Origin of the sequence: Pseudomonas sp. BCRC 81390 (assembly GCF_030341915.1) — a bacterium.
In the GTDB taxonomy this organism is placed as follows: domain Bacteria; phylum Pseudomonadota; class Gammaproteobacteria; order Pseudomonadales; family Pseudomonadaceae; genus Aquipseudomonas.
The window spans coordinates 1-17,130 of record NZ_JATAAG010000025.1; the positions used below are offsets into that span (position 1 = coordinate 1).

Annotated in this window: 14 protein-coding genes; 13 read left to right on the forward strand and 1 reads right to left on the reverse strand. The window is 63.5% G+C overall.

Annotated elements, in window-relative coordinates; all coding sequences use genetic code 11:
• From QSV36_RS10815 to QSV36_RS10840, 6 genes are all read left to right on the forward strand, one after another.
• A partial coding sequence (locus QSV36_RS10815) for an immunoglobulin-like domain-containing protein (RefSeq protein WP_502945667.1) occupies nucleotides 1-3,694 on the forward strand: 3,694 nt, incomplete at its 5' end.
• 256 nt (nucleotides 3,695-3,950) lie between these two features.
• Nucleotides 3,951-4,292 (forward strand): tryptophan synthase subunit beta, encoded by a 342-nt coding sequence (locus tag QSV36_RS10820; RefSeq protein WP_289131850.1) that lies wholly within the window; start codon nucleotides 3,951-3,953, stop codon nucleotides 4,290-4,292.
• A 189-nt stretch (nucleotides 4,293-4,481) separates the two neighbouring features.
• Nucleotides 4,482-5,381 (forward strand): TauD/TfdA dioxygenase family protein, encoded by a 900-nt coding sequence (locus tag QSV36_RS10825; protein WP_289131587.1) that lies wholly within the window; start codon nucleotides 4,482-4,484, stop codon nucleotides 5,379-5,381.
• Nucleotides 5,382-5,398: 17 nt separating this feature from the next.
• Nucleotides 5,399-6,418, forward strand: a complete 1,020-nt coding sequence (locus tag QSV36_RS10830; protein WP_186687795.1) for an ABC transporter substrate-binding protein — start codon at nucleotides 5,399-5,401, stop codon at nucleotides 6,416-6,418.
• A 6-nt stretch (nucleotides 6,419-6,424) separates the two neighbouring features.
• Entirely contained in the window at nucleotides 6,425-7,288 is an 864-nt protein-coding gene (locus tag QSV36_RS10835) for an ABC transporter ATP-binding protein (RefSeq protein WP_289131588.1), read from the forward strand.
• A 15-nt stretch (nucleotides 7,289-7,303) separates the two neighbouring features.
• On the forward strand, nucleotides 7,304-8,167 hold the full coding sequence (locus tag QSV36_RS10840; RefSeq protein ID WP_289131589.1) for an ABC transporter permease: 864 nt from the start codon (nucleotides 7,304-7,306) through the stop codon (nucleotides 8,165-8,167).
• Nucleotides 8,168-8,223: 56 nt separating this feature from the next.
• On the opposite strand, the gene QSV36_RS10845 is transcribed toward QSV36_RS10840, so the two are convergent.
• Nucleotides 8,224-8,784, reverse strand: coding sequence for a WYL domain-containing protein (locus tag QSV36_RS10845; protein WP_289131590.1), 561 nt, complete (start codon nucleotides 8,782-8,784; stop codon nucleotides 8,224-8,226).
• A 207-nt stretch (nucleotides 8,785-8,991) separates the two neighbouring features.
• On the opposite strand from QSV36_RS10845, the gene QSV36_RS10850 reads away from it, so the two are divergent.
• The 7 genes from QSV36_RS10850 (at nucleotide 8,992) to QSV36_RS10880 (ending at nucleotide 17,099) form a co-directional block, all read left to right on the forward strand.
• On the forward strand, nucleotides 8,992-9,786 hold the full coding sequence (locus tag QSV36_RS10850) for a tetratricopeptide repeat protein (RefSeq protein ID WP_289131591.1): 795 nt from the start codon (nucleotides 8,992-8,994) through the stop codon (nucleotides 9,784-9,786).
• 140 nt (nucleotides 9,787-9,926) lie between these two features.
• Nucleotides 9,927-10,379 (forward strand): MarR family winged helix-turn-helix transcriptional regulator, encoded by a 453-nt coding sequence (locus tag QSV36_RS10855; protein WP_289131592.1) that lies wholly within the window; start codon nucleotides 9,927-9,929, stop codon nucleotides 10,377-10,379.
• Entirely contained in the window at nucleotides 10,376-12,463 is a 2,088-nt protein-coding gene (locus tag QSV36_RS10860; RefSeq protein WP_289131593.1) for an FUSC family protein, read from the forward strand. The genes QSV36_RS10855 and QSV36_RS10860 overlap by 4 nt, the downstream gene beginning before the upstream one ends.
• Entirely contained in the window at nucleotides 12,460-12,672 is a 213-nt protein-coding gene (locus QSV36_RS10865) for a DUF1656 domain-containing protein (protein WP_114169105.1), read from the forward strand. Before QSV36_RS10860 ends, QSV36_RS10865 begins: the two co-directional genes overlap by 4 nt.
• Nucleotides 12,669-13,544: an efflux RND transporter periplasmic adaptor subunit gene (locus QSV36_RS10870; RefSeq protein WP_289131594.1), complete on the forward strand. Its 876-nt coding sequence runs from the start codon at nucleotides 12,669-12,671 to the stop codon at nucleotides 13,542-13,544. The genes QSV36_RS10865 and QSV36_RS10870 overlap by 4 nt, the downstream gene beginning before the upstream one ends.
• A complete protein-coding gene (locus tag QSV36_RS10875) occupies nucleotides 13,541-14,959 on the forward strand; it encodes an efflux transporter outer membrane subunit (RefSeq protein WP_289131595.1) in 1,419 nt (472 codons plus the stop codon). Before QSV36_RS10870 ends, QSV36_RS10875 begins: the two co-directional genes overlap by 4 nt.
• 196 nt (nucleotides 14,960-15,155) lie before the next feature.
• Nucleotides 15,156-17,099 carry an FTR1 family protein gene (locus tag QSV36_RS10880; protein WP_289131596.1) on the forward strand — a complete coding sequence of 648 codons (1,944 nt, stop codon included), beginning with the start codon at nucleotides 15,156-15,158 and terminating at the stop codon, nucleotides 17,097-17,099.
• Nucleotides 17,100-17,130: the final 31 nt, after the last annotated feature.

Here is a 17,130-nt window from a genome sequence, read left to right on the forward strand (position 1 = left end):
CCTGCAGCTGGGCGGTGCGGCCAAGGTTCAGGTCACCGACACCACTGACGAAGTGGTGGCCAAGCTGACTGCGACTCCTTCGGTTACCGAAGGCGGCGTAATTACTTACACCGTAACCCTGACCAACAAAGACGGTCTGCCGATCAACAACCACTCGGCACTGACCTTTACGCTGAGCGACGGCAAAACCATTACTGTGCCCGCCAATGGCACGACCGGTTCGGTCACGGTCACCGCTCCGGACAACGTCTACGCAGGCGCCAATGATCCAGTGATCAAGTCGATCGCATCGGTCAGCGGCACCGACGTCGGCAAGTTCGAACAACTGACCCTGGACAAGACCCCGGTCAGCACCATCGTGACCGATGAACCAAGCGGCCAGGGCGATGTCACCACGGTCGGCATCAGCGGTAGCACGTCGCTGACCGAAGGTGAAACCGGCCACTACACGCTGATCCTGGGCAACCCGTCGAAGTCTGAGGTCACCATTACCCTCAGCTATACTGGCACCGCCAAGAATGGCGAGGACTTCACCGGTGTCACCACCGTGAAGATCCCGGCCAACAGCACTGGCACCTCATTCGACATCGCGACCATCGACGACAAGCTTGTCGAGGGTACCGAGAACTTCACCGTGAAGATCGAAAGCGCCACCGGTGGCGGTTTCGAGAACCTGAAGGTCGACAGCGGCAATGCCAGCGTGACCACTTCCATCCTCGACAATGACCACCTGCCGGTTTCGCCTGGCGGTGCAGTGTTTGGCGTGGAAGACACCGCCTACGTGTTTGCCTGGAGTGATTTCAAGGTCACTGATGCCGATGCCAACACCGGCTTGTCCGTGACGATTACCTCGCTGCCGGCTGCCGGTACCCTGCAGTTCTTCAACGGTACAACATGGGTGAACGTGGCCGTTGGCCAGGTCGTCAGCCAGGCTGACATCACCGCCAACAACCTCAAGTTCGTACCGGCCCTCAACCAGTCGGGTACTGACAACTACGGTGGGAATGGCGTAGGTAACCAGCAGGCCGACTACGCGCAGTTCAAGTTCAAGCCGAACGATGGCACCAACCTGGGCAGTGAAGTGACCATGAAGGTCGATATCAGCCCGGTTGCCGACAAGCCAACCCTGAGCTTCGGCAGCGCCGAGATCGAGTCCAAAGGCCTGACCAAGGAAGTGTGGACCAGCCTCAAAGGCCTGGGTACCGACGGTAATGGCATTACCGGCGACTCGCTGAAGACAGTCTTTGCCAACTCCGGCAACGCCAACGCCAGCAGCACCACCACCAACGTGCAGTCCGATGGCAGCGTCAGTGCTGGCACCGGCTCGAAAACGTCGGGCCTGATCTATCTGGAAGCCGGCAAGACCTATAACTTCAGCGGCACCGCCGACGACAGCTTCGTGGTCACCATTGGTGGCAAGACCGTGGTCACGGCCACCTGGGGTGCGGGTGGCCAGGTTTCGGGCAGCTTTACTCCGAACACCAGTGGCTACTACCCGATCGAGGTCTATCATGCCAACCAGAGCGGGCCAGGCAGCTATGACCTGAACATCCAGGTCGGCTCGGGTGCGGTTACCGACCTGAGCAGCTCGAACATCAAGATGTACCAGAACGTGACCGAGATGGCCAATGCCGGCCTGGGCGTGTCCGACCTGCACACCGTCAATGGCCAGAGCTATTACGACGGCTACAAGCTCAATGAAGGGCCGGAAGGCGGCTCGGTGAAACTGGTCGGTATCTCGACAGCGCTGACCGATACCGACGGTTCCGAAAGCCTGAGCGTATCCCTCAGCGGCATTCCGAAAGGCACCGTGCTGAGCGATGGCGCAGGCCACACTGTCACGGTCGGTACGGGCCCGGTAGACGTGACCGGCTGGAAACTCAGCAGCCTGACACTGACTCCGCCGGCCTACTTCAAAGGTTCGTTCGACATCACGGTCACTTCGGTCGCGACCGAAAGCGTGGGCGGTTCTGCTGTCACCACCGGCAATATTCCGGTGACCGTCTACGCCGCGACCTACAAAGCCAACGTGGGTACTTCGGGCAACGATGCGATGACCGGCAGCGAAGGCAACGACATCATGGTCGCCGACGTATCCGGCCTGAACGTGGTTCAAGGCAAGAACTACAACATTGCCTTTATCGTCGACAGCTCGGGCAGCATGAGCGACAAGTCGCTTTCCGATGCGAAGACCCAGCTCGCCTCGGTGTTCAATACGCTCAAAGCCAGCCTGGGTTCGGATACGTCGGGCACGGTCAACATCTTCCTGGTCGACTTCGACACCCAGGTCAAGCAGAACGTGGCGGTGAACCTTGCCGACCCGAATGCCTTGAGCAAGCTGCAGACCGTGTTGAACTCCATGGCGAGCGGTGGTGGTACCAACTACGAAGACGTGTTCAAGGCCGCGGCCAACTTCTTCAAGAGCACCATGGCCAGCGGTAACACCAATGCCGAGAACCTGACCTACTTCATCACCGACGGCAAGCCGACCTACTACCAGAGCGGGGAGAGCACCAACCCGCGGCTGTGGACCAACGGCAAGTACCTGGATGACGTGGTCAACGTCAACAACTACAAGCTTGGTGACACCTTCAGCGTTTGGGCCGACGCCACTCACAAAGTCGAGATCAGCAGCAGTGGCTCGGTCAAGGTGCTGACCTACAGCGAGAACAAGCGGGGTGAATTGGTGCTGCAGTCCACCAGCACCGTCGGCACCTTGCATGCCCAGGGCGACGGCACCTACGAGTTCTCCAGCCTGGACGGTTCGGGCTACGGTGAGTACTGGAACTACCAGGAGTCGGCAGCAGGCACTACCGCGAGCTTCAGCCTGCTGGGTGGCACCAATGGCGTGAGCAAAGTGCAGGCGATTGGCTTGAACAGCGATGTCACGCTGAACGATCTGAAACCGTACGACTCTGCTGGCAAGCCTCAGGCAGGCATCGATCCGTCCGACCTGGCCAAGGCGATTCTCGGCCATTCCGAGGCGACCTTGCCGGGCGCTGACAGCCTTGATGGCGGCAACGGCAACGACATCATCTTCGGTGACCTGATTACCCTCAACGGTGTCGTCAGCGAAGGCTACCAGGCGTTGCAGACGTACGTGGCGCAGAAGAGCGGTGTCGAAGCCAGTGCCGTCACCACCAGCAATGTCCACCAGTACATTACCGAGCACTACAACGAGTTCGATATTTCCGGTGCCAACGACGGCCACGACTTCCTGTCGGGCGGCAATGGCAATGACATCCTCTTTGGCCAGGGTGGTAACGACACGCTGGATGGTGGCAAAGGTAACGACATCCTGCTGGGCGGTACCGGCAACGACACCCTCATCGGTGGCCAGGGTAACGATATCCTGATCGGCGGAAGCGGTGCCGATACCTTCGTGTGGAAGGCGGGTGACATCGGCAACGATGTGATCAAGGACTTCAAGGTGGCCGAGGGCGACCGGATCGACCTGAAGGACCTGCTGCAGGGCGAGAAGGGCAGCACCATCGACAACTACCTGAAGCTCACCACGGTGGAAGGCACGACAACGCTGCAAGTCAGCAGCGAAGGCAAGCTGAACGCCGAAGGGGGTATCGCCAACGCCGACGTCACCATCAAGCTGGAAGGGGTGAACTGGTCCAACACCACGATCAACTCGTTGATCAGCGGTGCTGACCCGACCATCATCATCCACAACAAGGACAGCTGATAGCGACGAGCCGGCAGGCGCACTCGCTGCAGCAGCGTCCCGGGGTCGCGAAAGGGCTGCGGAGCGGCCCCGGGATTTCGGCAAGCATGTTGAAATCCCGGGGCCGCCTTGCGGCCCTTCGGCGACACAAGCCCGCGCCTGCAGATCTTTCCCGCAAACCTGCGACAGCGCATACTCTGGCGCCGTGCCTGCGTGCCCGGCAATCTTTGCCTATGCTGCTGTCTACCACCAAGGAACCAATGTGACGAGGGACGCCATGTTCTATGTGCAACGCGATGCTGCCGGCCAGTTGCGGCGGGTAGAAGCAGCCGCTTTCGACGAGTTCACAGAAATGCTCCCTGCCGACCATGCCGATATCCAGGCCTGGTTCGCCGATGACATTGTGGAAAACAGCCTCAACCAGCTCAAGCAAAGCGATCTGGACATGATCCGTGTGCTCGAGGACCTGATCGACGTCCTGACTGCAAAGGGTGTATTCAAGATCACTGACCTGCCCCCGGGGGCCCAGGCCAAGCTGCTCAACCGCTCCACAGCGCGCAAGGCGCTAAGCAGCCTGAACAACCTTATCGAGGAAGAAGAGCATGGCGGCCTGATCTGAGGACAAATACCGGTGCTATGGTTATTCACTAAAGATATTTAAATTATTTCTTTTATGCCTTTATAGTCGCTTCCACTGCGTACCCGTCGACCAATCGGCGCGCCGCACGACTTGAACCCACACGGGAAATCCCCGTGCGTTTCTGATCGTTGCGCGCCATTGAGGTCGCGCACTGCGTGGGAGTGAAACATGTCAGCCGCCTCGAACGCCTTGTCGATTATCGACAGCGCCCAGCCGCAACGCTTCGAAATCCGCCCGTTCGCCGGTGTACCCGGCGCCGAGATCATCGGCCTGGACCTGACCCAGCCGGTCAACCTCGAGGATTTCGCCCGTATCCATCGTGCCCACCTCGACCACCATGTGCTGGTGTTCCGCGACCAGCGCATCAGCCCCGAGCAGCAGATCGCCTTCAGCCGCCGTTTCGGCGAGTTGCAGATCCACGTGCTCAAGCAGTTCCTGCTCGCCGGCCACCCCGAGATTCTGATCGTATCCAACATCATCGAGGACGGTCGCAACATCGGCTTGGGCGATGCCGGCAAGTTCTGGCATTCGGACCTGTCGTACAAGGAACTGCCGAGCCTCGGCTCCATGCTGCATGCCCAGGAGCTGCCCAGCGAGGGCGGCGATACCCTGTTCGCCGACATGCACAAGGCCTGGGACGCCGTTCCCGAAGCCTTGCGCAAGGTGGTCGAGGGACGCAGTGCCGCGCACTCCTACACGGCCCGTTATGCCGAGACCAAGTTCGAAGGCAACTGGCGCCCGGCCCTGACCGCAGAGCAGTTGGCGCAAGTTCAGGAAGTCATCCACCCGGTCGTCCGTACTCACCCGGAAAACGGCCGCAAGGCGCTGTTCGTCAGTGAAGGCTTCACCACCCGCATCGTCGGCCTGCCAGACGACGAAAGCCGCGACGTGCTGCAACAGCTGTATGCCCTCAGCGTGCTGGAACAGAACATCTACCGCCACCAGTGGCAGCCCCACGACCTGGTGTTCTGGGACAACCGCTCGCTGATCCACCTGGCCACCGGCTGCCCCGCACACCTGCGCCGCAAGCTGTACCGCACCACCATCCAGGGCGATGCCCCGTTCTGACGACTGAGGAACCCAACATGCGCAAATCCATCAGCCGCCTGGCGGCAAGCATCGGCCTGGGCGCGAGCCTGGTTGTCGGCAGCCTGGCCGCCCCTGCTGCGGCGCAGGCAGAAGGCAAGATTCGCATCGCCGAGCAGTTCGGTATCGTCTACCTGCTGCTTAACGTGGTGCGTGACCAGCACCTGATTGAAAAACATGGCAAGGCGCAGGGCATCGACATCGAAGTCGACTGGGCCCAGCTGTCCGGTGGGTCAGCCATCAACGACGCCCTGCTGTCCGGCTCGGTGGACATCGCCGGCGCTGGCGTCGGCCCGTTGCTGACGGTGTGGGACCGTACCCAGGGCCGGCAGAACGTCAAGGCTGTGGCCTCGCTGGGCAACTTCCCGTATTACCTGGTCAGCAGCAACCCCAACGTCAAGACCATCGCCGACATCTCCGACAAGGACCGCATCGCCGTGCCGGCGGTAGGCGTTTCGGTGCAGTCGCGCTTCCTGCAGTACGCTGCCGCGCAACAGTGGGGTGACAAGCAATACGACCGCCTCGACAAGTACACCCTGGCCGTGCCGCACCCGGATGCCACTGCCGCGCTGCTGGCCGGCGGCACCGAGTTGAACGGGCATTTCTCCAACCCGCCGTTCCAGGACCAGGTGCTGGCCAACAAGGCCGTGCACGTGGTGCTCAACAGCTACGACCTGCTCGGCCCCAACTCGCCGACGCTGCTGTTTGCCACCGAGAAATTCCGCAAGGACAACCCCAAGACCTACAAGGCCTTCGTCGATGCGCTGGCCGAGGCTGCCGACTTCGCCCAGAACGACAAGGCGGCCGCTGCCGACACCTATATCCGCGTGACCAAGGCCAAGATCGACCGCGACACGCTGATCAAGCTGATCGACAACCCGCAGTACGAATTCACCATCACGCCAAAAAACACCTACAAGCTGGCCGACTTCCTCTATCGGGTAGGCGCCATCAAGCACAAGCCGGAATCGTGGAAGGACTACTTCTTCCAGGATGAACGCCCACTGCAGGGGAGCTGACCGATCATGACCGCCCCATTGCCAGGCCACACGGCCAGCAACCTGAGCCGTGTCGCTACGCCGCCTTTGCTCAAGGTGGACAACCTCAGCCTCGAATACCGCACCGCGCAACGCGTGGTGCGCGCCACCCACCAGGTCAGCTTCGAAGTCGACCGTGCCGACCGGTTCGTGCTGCTCGGCCCCTCTGGCTGTGGCAAGTCCACCTTGCTCAAGGCGGTGGCCGGCTTCATTTCGCCCCAGGAAGGGCAGATCCTGCTGCAGGGCCAGGCAGTCAGAGGCCCGGGCCCTGATCGCATCGTAGTATTCCAGGAGTTCGACCAGTTGCCGCCATGGAAGACGGTGAAGCAGAACGTCATGTTCCCGCTGCTGGTGTCCGGCCAGCTCAAGCGTGTGGAGGCCGAGGAGCGGGCGCTGCATTACCTGGACAAGGTCGGCCTGGCCGCGTTCGCCGATGCCTACCCGCACACCCTGTCGGGCGGCATGAAGGCCCGCGTGGCCATCGCCCGAGCCTTGGCCACGCAGCCAAAGATCCTGCTGATGGATGAGCCGTTTGCCGCACTCGATGCGCTGACCCGACGCAAGATGCAGGAAGAGCTGTTGCTGTTGTGGGAGGAGGTGCGTTTCACCTTGCTGTTCGTCACCCACTCCATCGAAGAAGCGCTGGTGGTCGGCAACCGTATCCTGCTGTTGTCGCCCCACCCAGGGCGGGTACGGGCCGAAGTGCACAGCCACCAGTACGACCTGGGCAGCCTCGGCGGCAGCGATTTCCAGGCCAGTGCCCGGCGCATCCACCGTTTGCTGTTCGACGAGGCGGACGCGCCGGAACCGGCTGGCGACCTTGGCTTCAACGATATCCGTATCGCCTACTGACAGGAGCTTTCAGCCATGACCACTACACCTGTTCGCCAGGAATACGAAGTGCAGCTGCAGCCTTTGCTCAGTGTGCCCGTGGAACGTCAACTGCCTTTGGTGCAGCGTCTGTGGCAGCAAGGCTGGCTGCGCAAGGCGGTCATCCTGCTGGTGATTGCCGTGCTCTGGGAGGCCGTGGCCCGCTACCAGGCCAATGACCTGTTGCTGCCGAGCTTCCTGCAAACCGCAGTTGCCTTGTGGGACGGCCTGTTCAGCGGTGAACTGCCGGCCAAGGTCGGTGTCTCGCTGGTGATTTTGCTCAAGGGTTATGTGCTGGGCATCGTCCTGGCCTTCGGCCTGACCAGCCTGGCGGTGTCGACCCAGTTGGGGCGCGACCTGCTGGGCACACTGACCTCGATGTTCAACCCGCTGCCGGCGATTGCCCTGCTGCCATTGGCCTTGCTCTGGTTCGGGCTGGGTGACAACAGCCTGATTTTCGTGCTGGTGCACTCGGTGCTATGGGCCTTGGCGCTAAACACCTATGCGGGCTTCCTCGGCGTGTCGGAGACGCTGCGCATGGCCGGTCGCAACTATGGCCTGAAAGGGCTGCGGCTGGTGCTGCACATCCTGGTGCCGGCGGCGCTGCCTTCGATCCTGTCGGGGTTGAAGATCGGCTGGGCATTTGCCTGGCGCACCCTGATCGCCGCCGAACTGGTATTCGGAGCCAGCAGCGGCAAAGGCGGGTTGGGCTGGTACATCTTTCAGAACCGCAACGAGCTCTACACCGACAAGGTATTCGCCGGCTTGGCGGTGGTGATCCTGATTGGCCTGCTGGTGGAAGGGCTGGTGTTCAATACCCTGGAGCGGCTGACCGTGCGGCGATGGGGGATGCAGCGCTAGCGAGCAAGCCTGTACCGGCCATTTCGAGGGCTCACCCGCGAAGAGGCCGGTACAGGCTAGGAATTCTGGTACTGCGCAGCCGCATTGCTGAGTATCTTGCCGATCTCCTCGCGCAAGCCGGCAGGCTGCTCCACCACCACCCCATCGCCATGGCTCAACAGCCACCAGCGCAGCGGCCAGCCATCACTCACCGTGGCCCGCATCCGATGCCCGTGTTCCAGCGCCGTCAACTGCATGTCGCTACTCAGCGGCGCATCGCGCAATTGCCGCGCCAGTGCATCGCTGATCCGTGCCACCAGCTCGACCCCCTCACCCCGTGCCGGTTGCAACGCATCGCCGCGCAGGTGGGTCAGCAGATCGAAATTGCCGCGCAATTCGCCCACGGCGCTGGCCGACCAGTGCCAGCCAAACGGAATGCTCTTGTCATTACGCTCCAGCGGAAAGATCAGCGACAGCTCGTTGAGGTCGCGTTCGATGGTACGTTTGCTGACGGTGAAGCCTACGTCACGCAGGCGCCAGACCAGCTCGGCGCTGGTAATGCCTGGAGAGCGGCTGGGCAGCTGGCGCAGCAGCGCCCACTGACGGCTGAGGGTGGCGCGGGTAGTGGCGAACGGCAAAAGGTAACGTCCTTGTCTAGGCTTGCCGCAATAGGATGGCGGCAGGCGTGGGGTATGGCAATTGGCCACAGCCTGCTCAGATCAAGGAAGTCGCATTTGGTTGCCAGGTGCCGATTCGTTCGCGACAGGTTTTGACGTGTCGTCACGCAGAATCACGCCTCATCACAGCCGAAGGTTGGGGTTGTGCGTCGTTCAATGAGGATGAACATGTCTGCTGCCAGCAATATCCATTCGCTGCTTGCCCGTCTCCTGCCCGAGCGGGTCATCGCCCCACCGATTGCTGTCGGGAGGCGACAGCGGTTGTTTGCCGGGGTGGGGCTGCCCAGCCAGCGCTCGCTACTGATCAGCCGCCTGGACGAGGCCAGCGACGTACAGGCGGTATATGCCGACCTGCGCCGCCAGGCGCTGCAAGGCAACGTGGCGGCGCTCAATGACCTCGGCTGGATCTGGCTCAACGGCAAGTACTGGCGTGCCGATACCGTGCTGGCCGGCCACCTGTTGCGCATGGCCGCCCTGCAGGGCAATGCCGCGGCCTGGTTCAACCTCGGGCAACAGCATTACTTCGGCAAAGGCATCGAACCCTCCTATGTGCAGGCGGCGGAGTGCTACCGCCAGGCCTTCGAGCGCGGCCTGCTGCACGCCGCCGCCGCGTTGGGCGACCTGTACGAGGAAGAGGTGTGCGATGGCGAACTGCAGTGGCAGGTCGACCTGGTGCAGGCCTACCAGTGGTTCCTGCGCGGTGCCGAGCGCGGAGAGGCGCGTTGCCGTTTCGAGGTGGGGTACCGGTTGATGCACGGTTTGTACGTGGAAGCCGATATCAAGGCTGCGCTGTACTGGCTGGAATTGGCGGCAGCGGCGGGTGTGGTGCAGGCTGCCGAGGAACTGACGGTGCACTTCAGCAGCCGTGACGAGGTGCGGTACCAGGAGTGGCGCGACCGGGCAGTACAGATGGGCAGCACGTTGGCGTTGACCATGAAGCTGGAAGACCAGATTCAGCCCTGAGTTGTCCTGCTCAGGCCGGTACTGACAAAAAGCATGAACAACATTTCACCCAGGCTATCCGTCACCGCTGGTTGACGACAGGGGGAGGGCCAAGCGTATATTGATAGTTAGCAAACTATGAATATCCTTGGTTTTCCTCAATGTCCCTTGATCTTCTGCGCCTGCAAGTCAGCAGCGGCATGGTGGTTGCCGCCCGGCATTGGCGGCGCATCTGCCACACCGCCCTGACCGGTTACGGCATCTCCGAGGCCTGCGCCACGCCCCTGCTGATGATCGTGCGTCTGGGCGACGGTGTGCACCAGGTTGCCGTGGCCCAGGCTGCGGGTCTGGAAAGCCCGTCGCTGGTGCGTCTGCTCGACCAGCTGTGCAAGGCTGGCCTGGTATGCCGCAGCGAAGACCCGCTGGATCGCCGTGCAAAGGCCCTGAGCCTGACCGTTGAAGGCCGCGCCCTGGCCGAATCCATCGAAGCCGAGCTGGTGCGCCTGCGTCGAGAGGTGCTGCAGCGTATCGACCAGGCCGACCTGGAAGCCGCCTTGCGCGTGCTGCGTGCTTTCGAAGCTGCCGGCCTGGGCAGTACAGGCGAGGCCGCATGAACGGTTTCTTCAGCTCGGTGCCGCCGGCCCGCGACTGGTTCTATGGCGTGCGTACCTTCGCCGCCTCGATGATCGCCCTGTACATCGCCCTGCTCATGCAGCTGCCGCGCCCCTATTGGGCCATGGCCACGGTGTACATCGTCTCCAGCCCTTTCCTTGGGCCGACCAGCTCCAAGGCCCTGTACCGTGCCGTGGGGACGCTGCTTGGCGCCGGCGGGGCGATTTTCCTGGTGCCGCCGCTGGTGCAGTCGCCGTTGCTGCTGAGTATCGCCATCGCCCTGTGGACCGGCACCTTGTTGTTCCTTTCGCTGAATCTGCGCACCGCCAACAATTACGTGCTGATGCTGGCGGGCTACACCTTGCCGATGATCGCCCTGGCGGTGGTCGACAACCCGTTGGCAGTGTTTGACGTGGCGTCTTCCCGTGCCCAGGAAATCTGCCTGGGAATCGTCTGCGCAGCGGTGGTCGGGGCGATCTTCTGGCCGCGCCGGCTGGCGCCGGTGATGGTCGGTGCCACCAGTACCTGGTTCAGCGAGGCGATCCGCTACAGCGATACCTACCTCGCCCGTCAGGCCAGTGCCGACCAGGTGGGTAGCCTGCGCGGCACGATGGTCACCACTTTCAACTCGCTGGAACTGATGATCGGTCAGCTCGGCCATGAAGGGGCCGGCCCGCATACCCTGAAGAATGCTCGTGAATTGCGCGGGCGCATGATCCACCTGCTCCCGGTGATCGACGCTCTCGATGACGCACTGGTCGCTCTCGAAGGCCGTGCCCCGGAGAAGTTCGCCCAGTTGCGACCGCTGCTGGAGGCCGCCCGCGAATGGCTCAAGGGCACCGCCGACAGCGCTTCGCCCGCCCGCTGGGCCGCCCTGCACGAGCAGATCGAGCGCCTGCAGCCCGGCGCCGCAGCCCTCGACCAACGTGCCGAGTTGCTGCTGTCCAACGCCCTGTATCGCCTGACGGAATGGGCCGACCTGTGGCAGGACTGCTGCAGCCTGCAGCACGCCTTGCGCAGCGACGATGCCCAACCCTGGCGCGCGGTGTACCGCCACTGGCGCCTGGGCCGCCTGACAGCGTTCTTCGACCGCGGGTTGATGCTGTATTCGGTGGCCTCCACCGTGCTGGCCATCATTGTCGCCTGTGGCCTGTGGATCGGCCTGGGCTGGAACGACGGGGCCAGCGCGGTCATTCTCGCCGCCGTGTCATGCAGCTTCTTCGCCGCCATGGACGACCCGGCGCCGCAGATCTACAGGTTCTTCTTCTGGACCCTGATGTCGGTCATCTTCTCCAGCCTCTACCTGTTCCTGGTACTGCCGAACCTGCATGATTTCCCGATGCTGGTGCTGGCCTTTGCCGTGCCATTCATCTGCGTCGGCACCCTGACCGTGCAGCCGCGTTTCTACCTTGGCACCCTGCTGACCATCGTCAACACCTCGACGTTCATCAGCATCCAGGGCGCCTACGACGCGGATTTCTTCACCTTCCTCAACTCCAACCTCGCCGGCCCCGTCGGCTTGCTGTTCGCCTTCATCTGGACCCTGGTGATGCGCCCGTTCGGCGTGGAGCTGGCGGCCAAGCGCATGACCCGCTTCGCCTGGCGCGACATCGTCGAAATGACCGAACCGGCCACCCTTGCCGAACACCGCCACGTGGGTGTGCAGATGCTCGACCGCCTGATGCAGCACCTGCCGCGCCTGTCGCAGACTGGCCAGGATAGCGGCGTGGCACTGCGTGACCTGCGCGTCGGGCTCAACCTGCTGGACCTGCTGGCCTACATGCCGCGGGCCGGCCAGCAGGCCCGTGAGCGCCTAAGCACCGTGATCGAGGAAGTCGGCGCGCATTACGCTGCCTGCCTGCGCACCGGTGAGCGCCTGCATGCGCCCGCCGCGTTGCTGCGCAACATGGAGCGCGCGCGCCTGGCGCTGAACCTCGATGAACTGTACGAGCGCGGCGATGCCCGCACCCACCTGCTGCATGCCTTGAGCGGCCTGCGCCTGGCGCTGCTGCCGGGTGTCGAGGTGATGCTCGAACCCGCCGAACAGCCGCAACTGCCCCCCGGACTCGACGGAGCGCCCCTGTGATTGGTGAACTGGATATCAGCGGGGTATTCCTGCCCACGCTGCTGGTGATGATGTTTGGCACCTACCTGCTGTTCCTCGGGGTGCACGCGGTGCTGGTGCGCGTGCATTTCTACCGCCTGGTCTGGCACCGGGCATTGTTCAACGTTGCCTTGTATGCCGTGCTGCTTGGCGCGGTGGACCACTTTTGCCGAAACCTGATGCTGCCATGAAAAAACCTTTGCTGACCTTGGGCCGTGTGGTCCTGACCTTGCTGGTAGTGAGCTTCGCCGCCGTGCTCGTGTGGCAGATGGTGGTCTACTACCTGTTCGCCCCGTGGACCCGCGATGGCCACATCCGCGCCGACGTGATCCAGATCGCCCCGGACGTTTCCGGGCTGATCCAGAAGGTCGAGGTGCGCGACAACCAGACCGTCAAGCGCGGCGATGTGCTGTTCACCATCGATCAGGACCGCTTCACCCTGGCCCTGCGCCAGGCCAAGGCGACCCTGGCCGAGCGCCAGGAAACCCTGGCCCAGGCTTCCCGCGAGGCACAGCGCAATCGCAAACTGGGCAACCTGGTGGCCGCCGAGCAACTGGAAGAAAGCCAGTCCCGCGAAGCCCGTGCCCGCTCGGCGGTCAGCGAGGCGCAAGTGGCGGTCGATAGCGCCCAGCTCAACCTTGACCGTTCGGTGGTGCGCAGCCCGGTGGACGGCTACCTCAACGACCGTGCGCCGCGTAACCATGAATTTGTCACCGCTGGCCGGCCGGTGCTGTCGGTGGTCGATAGCGCCTCGTACCACGTCGACGGTTACTTCGAGGAAACCAAGCTGGGCGGTATCCACATTGGCGATGCCGTGGATATCCGGGTCATGGGCGACAACACCCGCCTGAGCGGCCATGTGCAGAGCTTTGCGGCCGGCATCGAAGACCGCGACCGCAGCAGCGGTGCCAACCTGCTGCCCAACGTCAACCCGGCGTTCAGCTGGGTGCGCCTGGCCCAGCGTATTCCGGTACGCATCGCCTTCGATGAGGTGCCGCAGGACTTCCGCATGATCGCCGGGCGAACCGCCACGGTGTCGATCATCGAGGGCCAGCATCCATGAAACGGTTGATCCTGGCCGGCCTGTGCCTGTCGCTGGGGGCCTGCATGATGGTTGGCCCCGACTACCAGGTGCCGAAGGATGCCGCGGTGCAGCGCAGCGACCTCAATGGCCCGTTGCGCCAGGATGCTGGCAGCGTGGTGTCGGCGCCGGTGCCTGAGGACTGGTGGCAGTTGTATCAGGACCCGCGGCTGAACGAGCTGGTGCGCCAGGCCCTGAGTGCCAACAGCGAACTGCGCGTGGCCGCTGCCAACATCGCCAAGGCCCGCGCGCAGGTCGAAGTGGCCGAGTCGCAAGGTGGCTTCAACGGCGGCGTCAAACTCGGCGCCCAGCGCCTGCAGGAGTCTGGCGAAGCCTTCCTGCTGCCCGAGAAAGTGCCGGTGGCGAATATCGGTGAGGCGATCATCAGCGCCTCGTACCAGTTCGACCTGTGGGGCACCTTCAAACGCGGCACCGAGGCCGCCAAGGCCAATGCCGATGCTGTCCAGGCCGCGGCCGATACCGCCCGCATCACCCTGGTGGCAGACGTGGTCAAGGCCTATACCCAAGTTTGCTCGGCCAACGAGGAATACCAGATCGCCCGCGAGTCGCTCGACCTGCAGGAACAAAGCGTCAAGCTCACTCAACGCCTGCGTGATGCCGGCCGTGGCGATGAAACCCAGGTCACCCGCTCGCAGACCCAGTTCAAGTCCTTGCGCGCCGAGCTGCCCCGCTTCAAGGCCGAACGCGAGGCCGGCATGTACACCCTGGCGGCCTTGTTGGCCAAGCCGGTGGAGCAGCTGCCCGCCGGCACCGCCGATTGTGCCGAGTTGCCGCACCTGGACCAACTGGTGCCGGTGGGTGATGGTGCAGCCCTGCTCAAACGCCGCCCTGACGTGCGCCAGGCCGAACGCCAGCTGGCCGCTGCCACTGCCAACATCGGTGTCGCCACCGGCGCGTTGTACCCGGATATCAGCATCGGCGCCCAGGTCGGCACCATCGGTCTCGTCGACAACCTTGGCGAGCCCTCGACCAACCGCTGGGGCTTTGGCCCGCAGGTCAGCTGGACCATCCCCACCAACGGCACCCGTGCCCGCATTCGCATGGCTGAAGCCTCGACCCAGGCAGCCTTGGCGAACTTCGACGGGGTGGTGCTGAACGCCATCCGCGAAACCCAGACCCGCCTGGCGCAGTACAGTGCCTTGCTGGACCGGCGCGACGCGCTGGCCGAGGCGGAGAGGTCGGCCAAGGACGCGGCCGACCAGACCCACCGCTATTACCAGGCAGGGCGTGAGTCGTTCCTGGCGGACTTGCAGGCAACGCGCACCTATACCGACATGCGCGCGCAGCTGGCGGCAGCCAATAGCCAGGTGGTGTTGGGGCAGATTGGTGTATTCCTGGCGTTGGGTGGCGGGTGGAAGGAGGCTGGGAAGCAGTGAAGTTGTGAGGTTTTTTACGGGAGATCGGGAAAGAGCAGGCAGGCACTGTCAGCCCCCACCCAATCTCCCGCCAAGCACCTCAAGAATCCACTGCGTTGCCCAGCCGTCATTCCCATCCTCCCTTCATCTGATTTGTCTCAAGATTTTTCATGAAATCCACCCCCAGCCCTTGAGCGAAGCAAAGTGGAAGTGAACAATGTTCTCTTTCGCATTCCCCTTGAGACTGGCCATGATTATCCGTTCCCGTCTGCTTGCCTGGCTGCCTGCTTTGGTACTCGGTCCGGTGCTGGCGCTGTGCAGTACCCTGGCGCTGGCCGAAGCCCCCGCCGAGGCCACCAAGGCGCTGCATTTGCTCGACTACATTGGCGCCGACTACCCACCGACCGTGCAGGACGGCAAGGTGATCGACGATGGCGAATACCGCGAGCAACAGGAGTTCAGCGCGGTGCTGGCCGACCTGGTCAAAGGCCTGCCTGCACACGCCGAGCAAGCGGCCCTGGAACAGGGCGTGCAGGCGCTGCGCCAAGCCATCGACCAACGCCAGGATGGTGCAGCGGTAGCCAAGCAGGCCCGTCAGCTGGGCGCACGCCTGGCAGTTGCCTACGAGGTCAGCCAGGCCCCGGTGATTACCCCGGACCCAGCCCGTGGCGCGGCGCTGTACGCGCAAAATTGCTCTATCTGCCACGGTGACACTGGCGCCGGCGACGGCCCGGCGGGCGTGGGCCTGGAGCCGGCGCCCGCCAACCTGCGCGATGTCGCGCGACTCGACCAGTTGAGCCTGTTCGACCTCTATAACACCCTGGCCCTGGGTATCGACGGCACCGAGATGCCGTCGTTCGCCGACCAGCTGGATGATCGCCAGCGCTGGGACGTGGCCGCCTATATCGCCAGCTTCACCGCCAAGCCGGAAGCCGGCAAAGGCGACAAGACCTGGAACATTGCCGACCTGGCCCGCCAGACCCCAGCCGAAGTCGCCGCCAGCGAAGGCAATGCCGTTGTCGAAGCGTTCCGCGCCCAGCGCGCGCAGCCACCCCAGGTCAAGCGTGGCCCGGCGCAATTGCTCGCGTACACCGCCAGTACCCTCGACAAGAGCCTGGCTGCCTACCGTGCAGGTGATCACGACCAGGCCTATGACCTGTCGGTGGCGGCCTACCTGGAAGGCTTCGAGCTGGTGGAAAGCTCACTGGACAACATCGATACCCAGGCGCGCAAGGACACCGAAAAAACCCTGATGGCCTACCGCCAGGCATTGCAGGACGGCTCGCCTGTTGCCCAGGCCGAACTACGCCTGGGCGAAGCCAAGGCCAAGCTCGAACAGGCGGCCAAGCTGCTGGGCAGCGATGGCTTGAGCTGGTCGTTGAGCTTCGTCTCCGGGTTGTTGATCCTGCTGCGCGAAGGCCTGGAGGCGATCCTGGTCCTGGCGGCGATCCTGGCCTTCCTGCGCAACACCGGCCAGCAATCGGCGGTGCGCAGCGTCAACATGGGCTGGGGCCTGGCGCTGGTGGCCGGCTTTGCCACCTGGGCCTTGGCCGCCTATGTGATCGACGTGGGCGGCGCCCAGCGTGAGCTGCTGGAAGGCTGCACGGCGCTGTTCGCAGCGGTGATGGTGCTGTGGCTGGGCGTGTGGATGCACGATCGCCGCCACGCCGCCGCTTGGCAGGACTACATCAAGAGCAGCCTGGTCAGTGGCGGCGGGCGCTTCGGTTTTGCCGTGCTGGCCTTTTTCTCGGTGTACCGCGAACTGTTCGAAGTGATCCTGTTCTACGAGACCCTGTGGCTGCAGGCAGGCCCGGGCGGGCACCAGGCGGTGCTGGCGGGTGGCGCCACGGCGCTGGTGTTGCTGGTGGGCTTGGCCTGGGTGATCCTGCGGGGTTCGGCCAAGCTGCCGTTGTCGCTGTTCTTCAGCATAAACGCCGGGCTGCTGTGTGCCCTGTCGGTGGTATTCGCCGGGCACGGCGTGAAGGCGCTGCAGGAAGCCGGGGTGCTGGGTACCCGGCCAGTGGCGTTCTTCGAGTTCGATTGGCTGGGGATCCACGCCGATGCCTACTCGCTGTCGGCGCAGGCCGTGGCCTTGCTGGCCGTTGTGTTCCTGTACGGGCGCTCACGCCTGGCCGAAAAACGCAGGGCGGTGGCTAACTGATTGGGGCCGCAGCGCGGCCCCGTGCAAATCT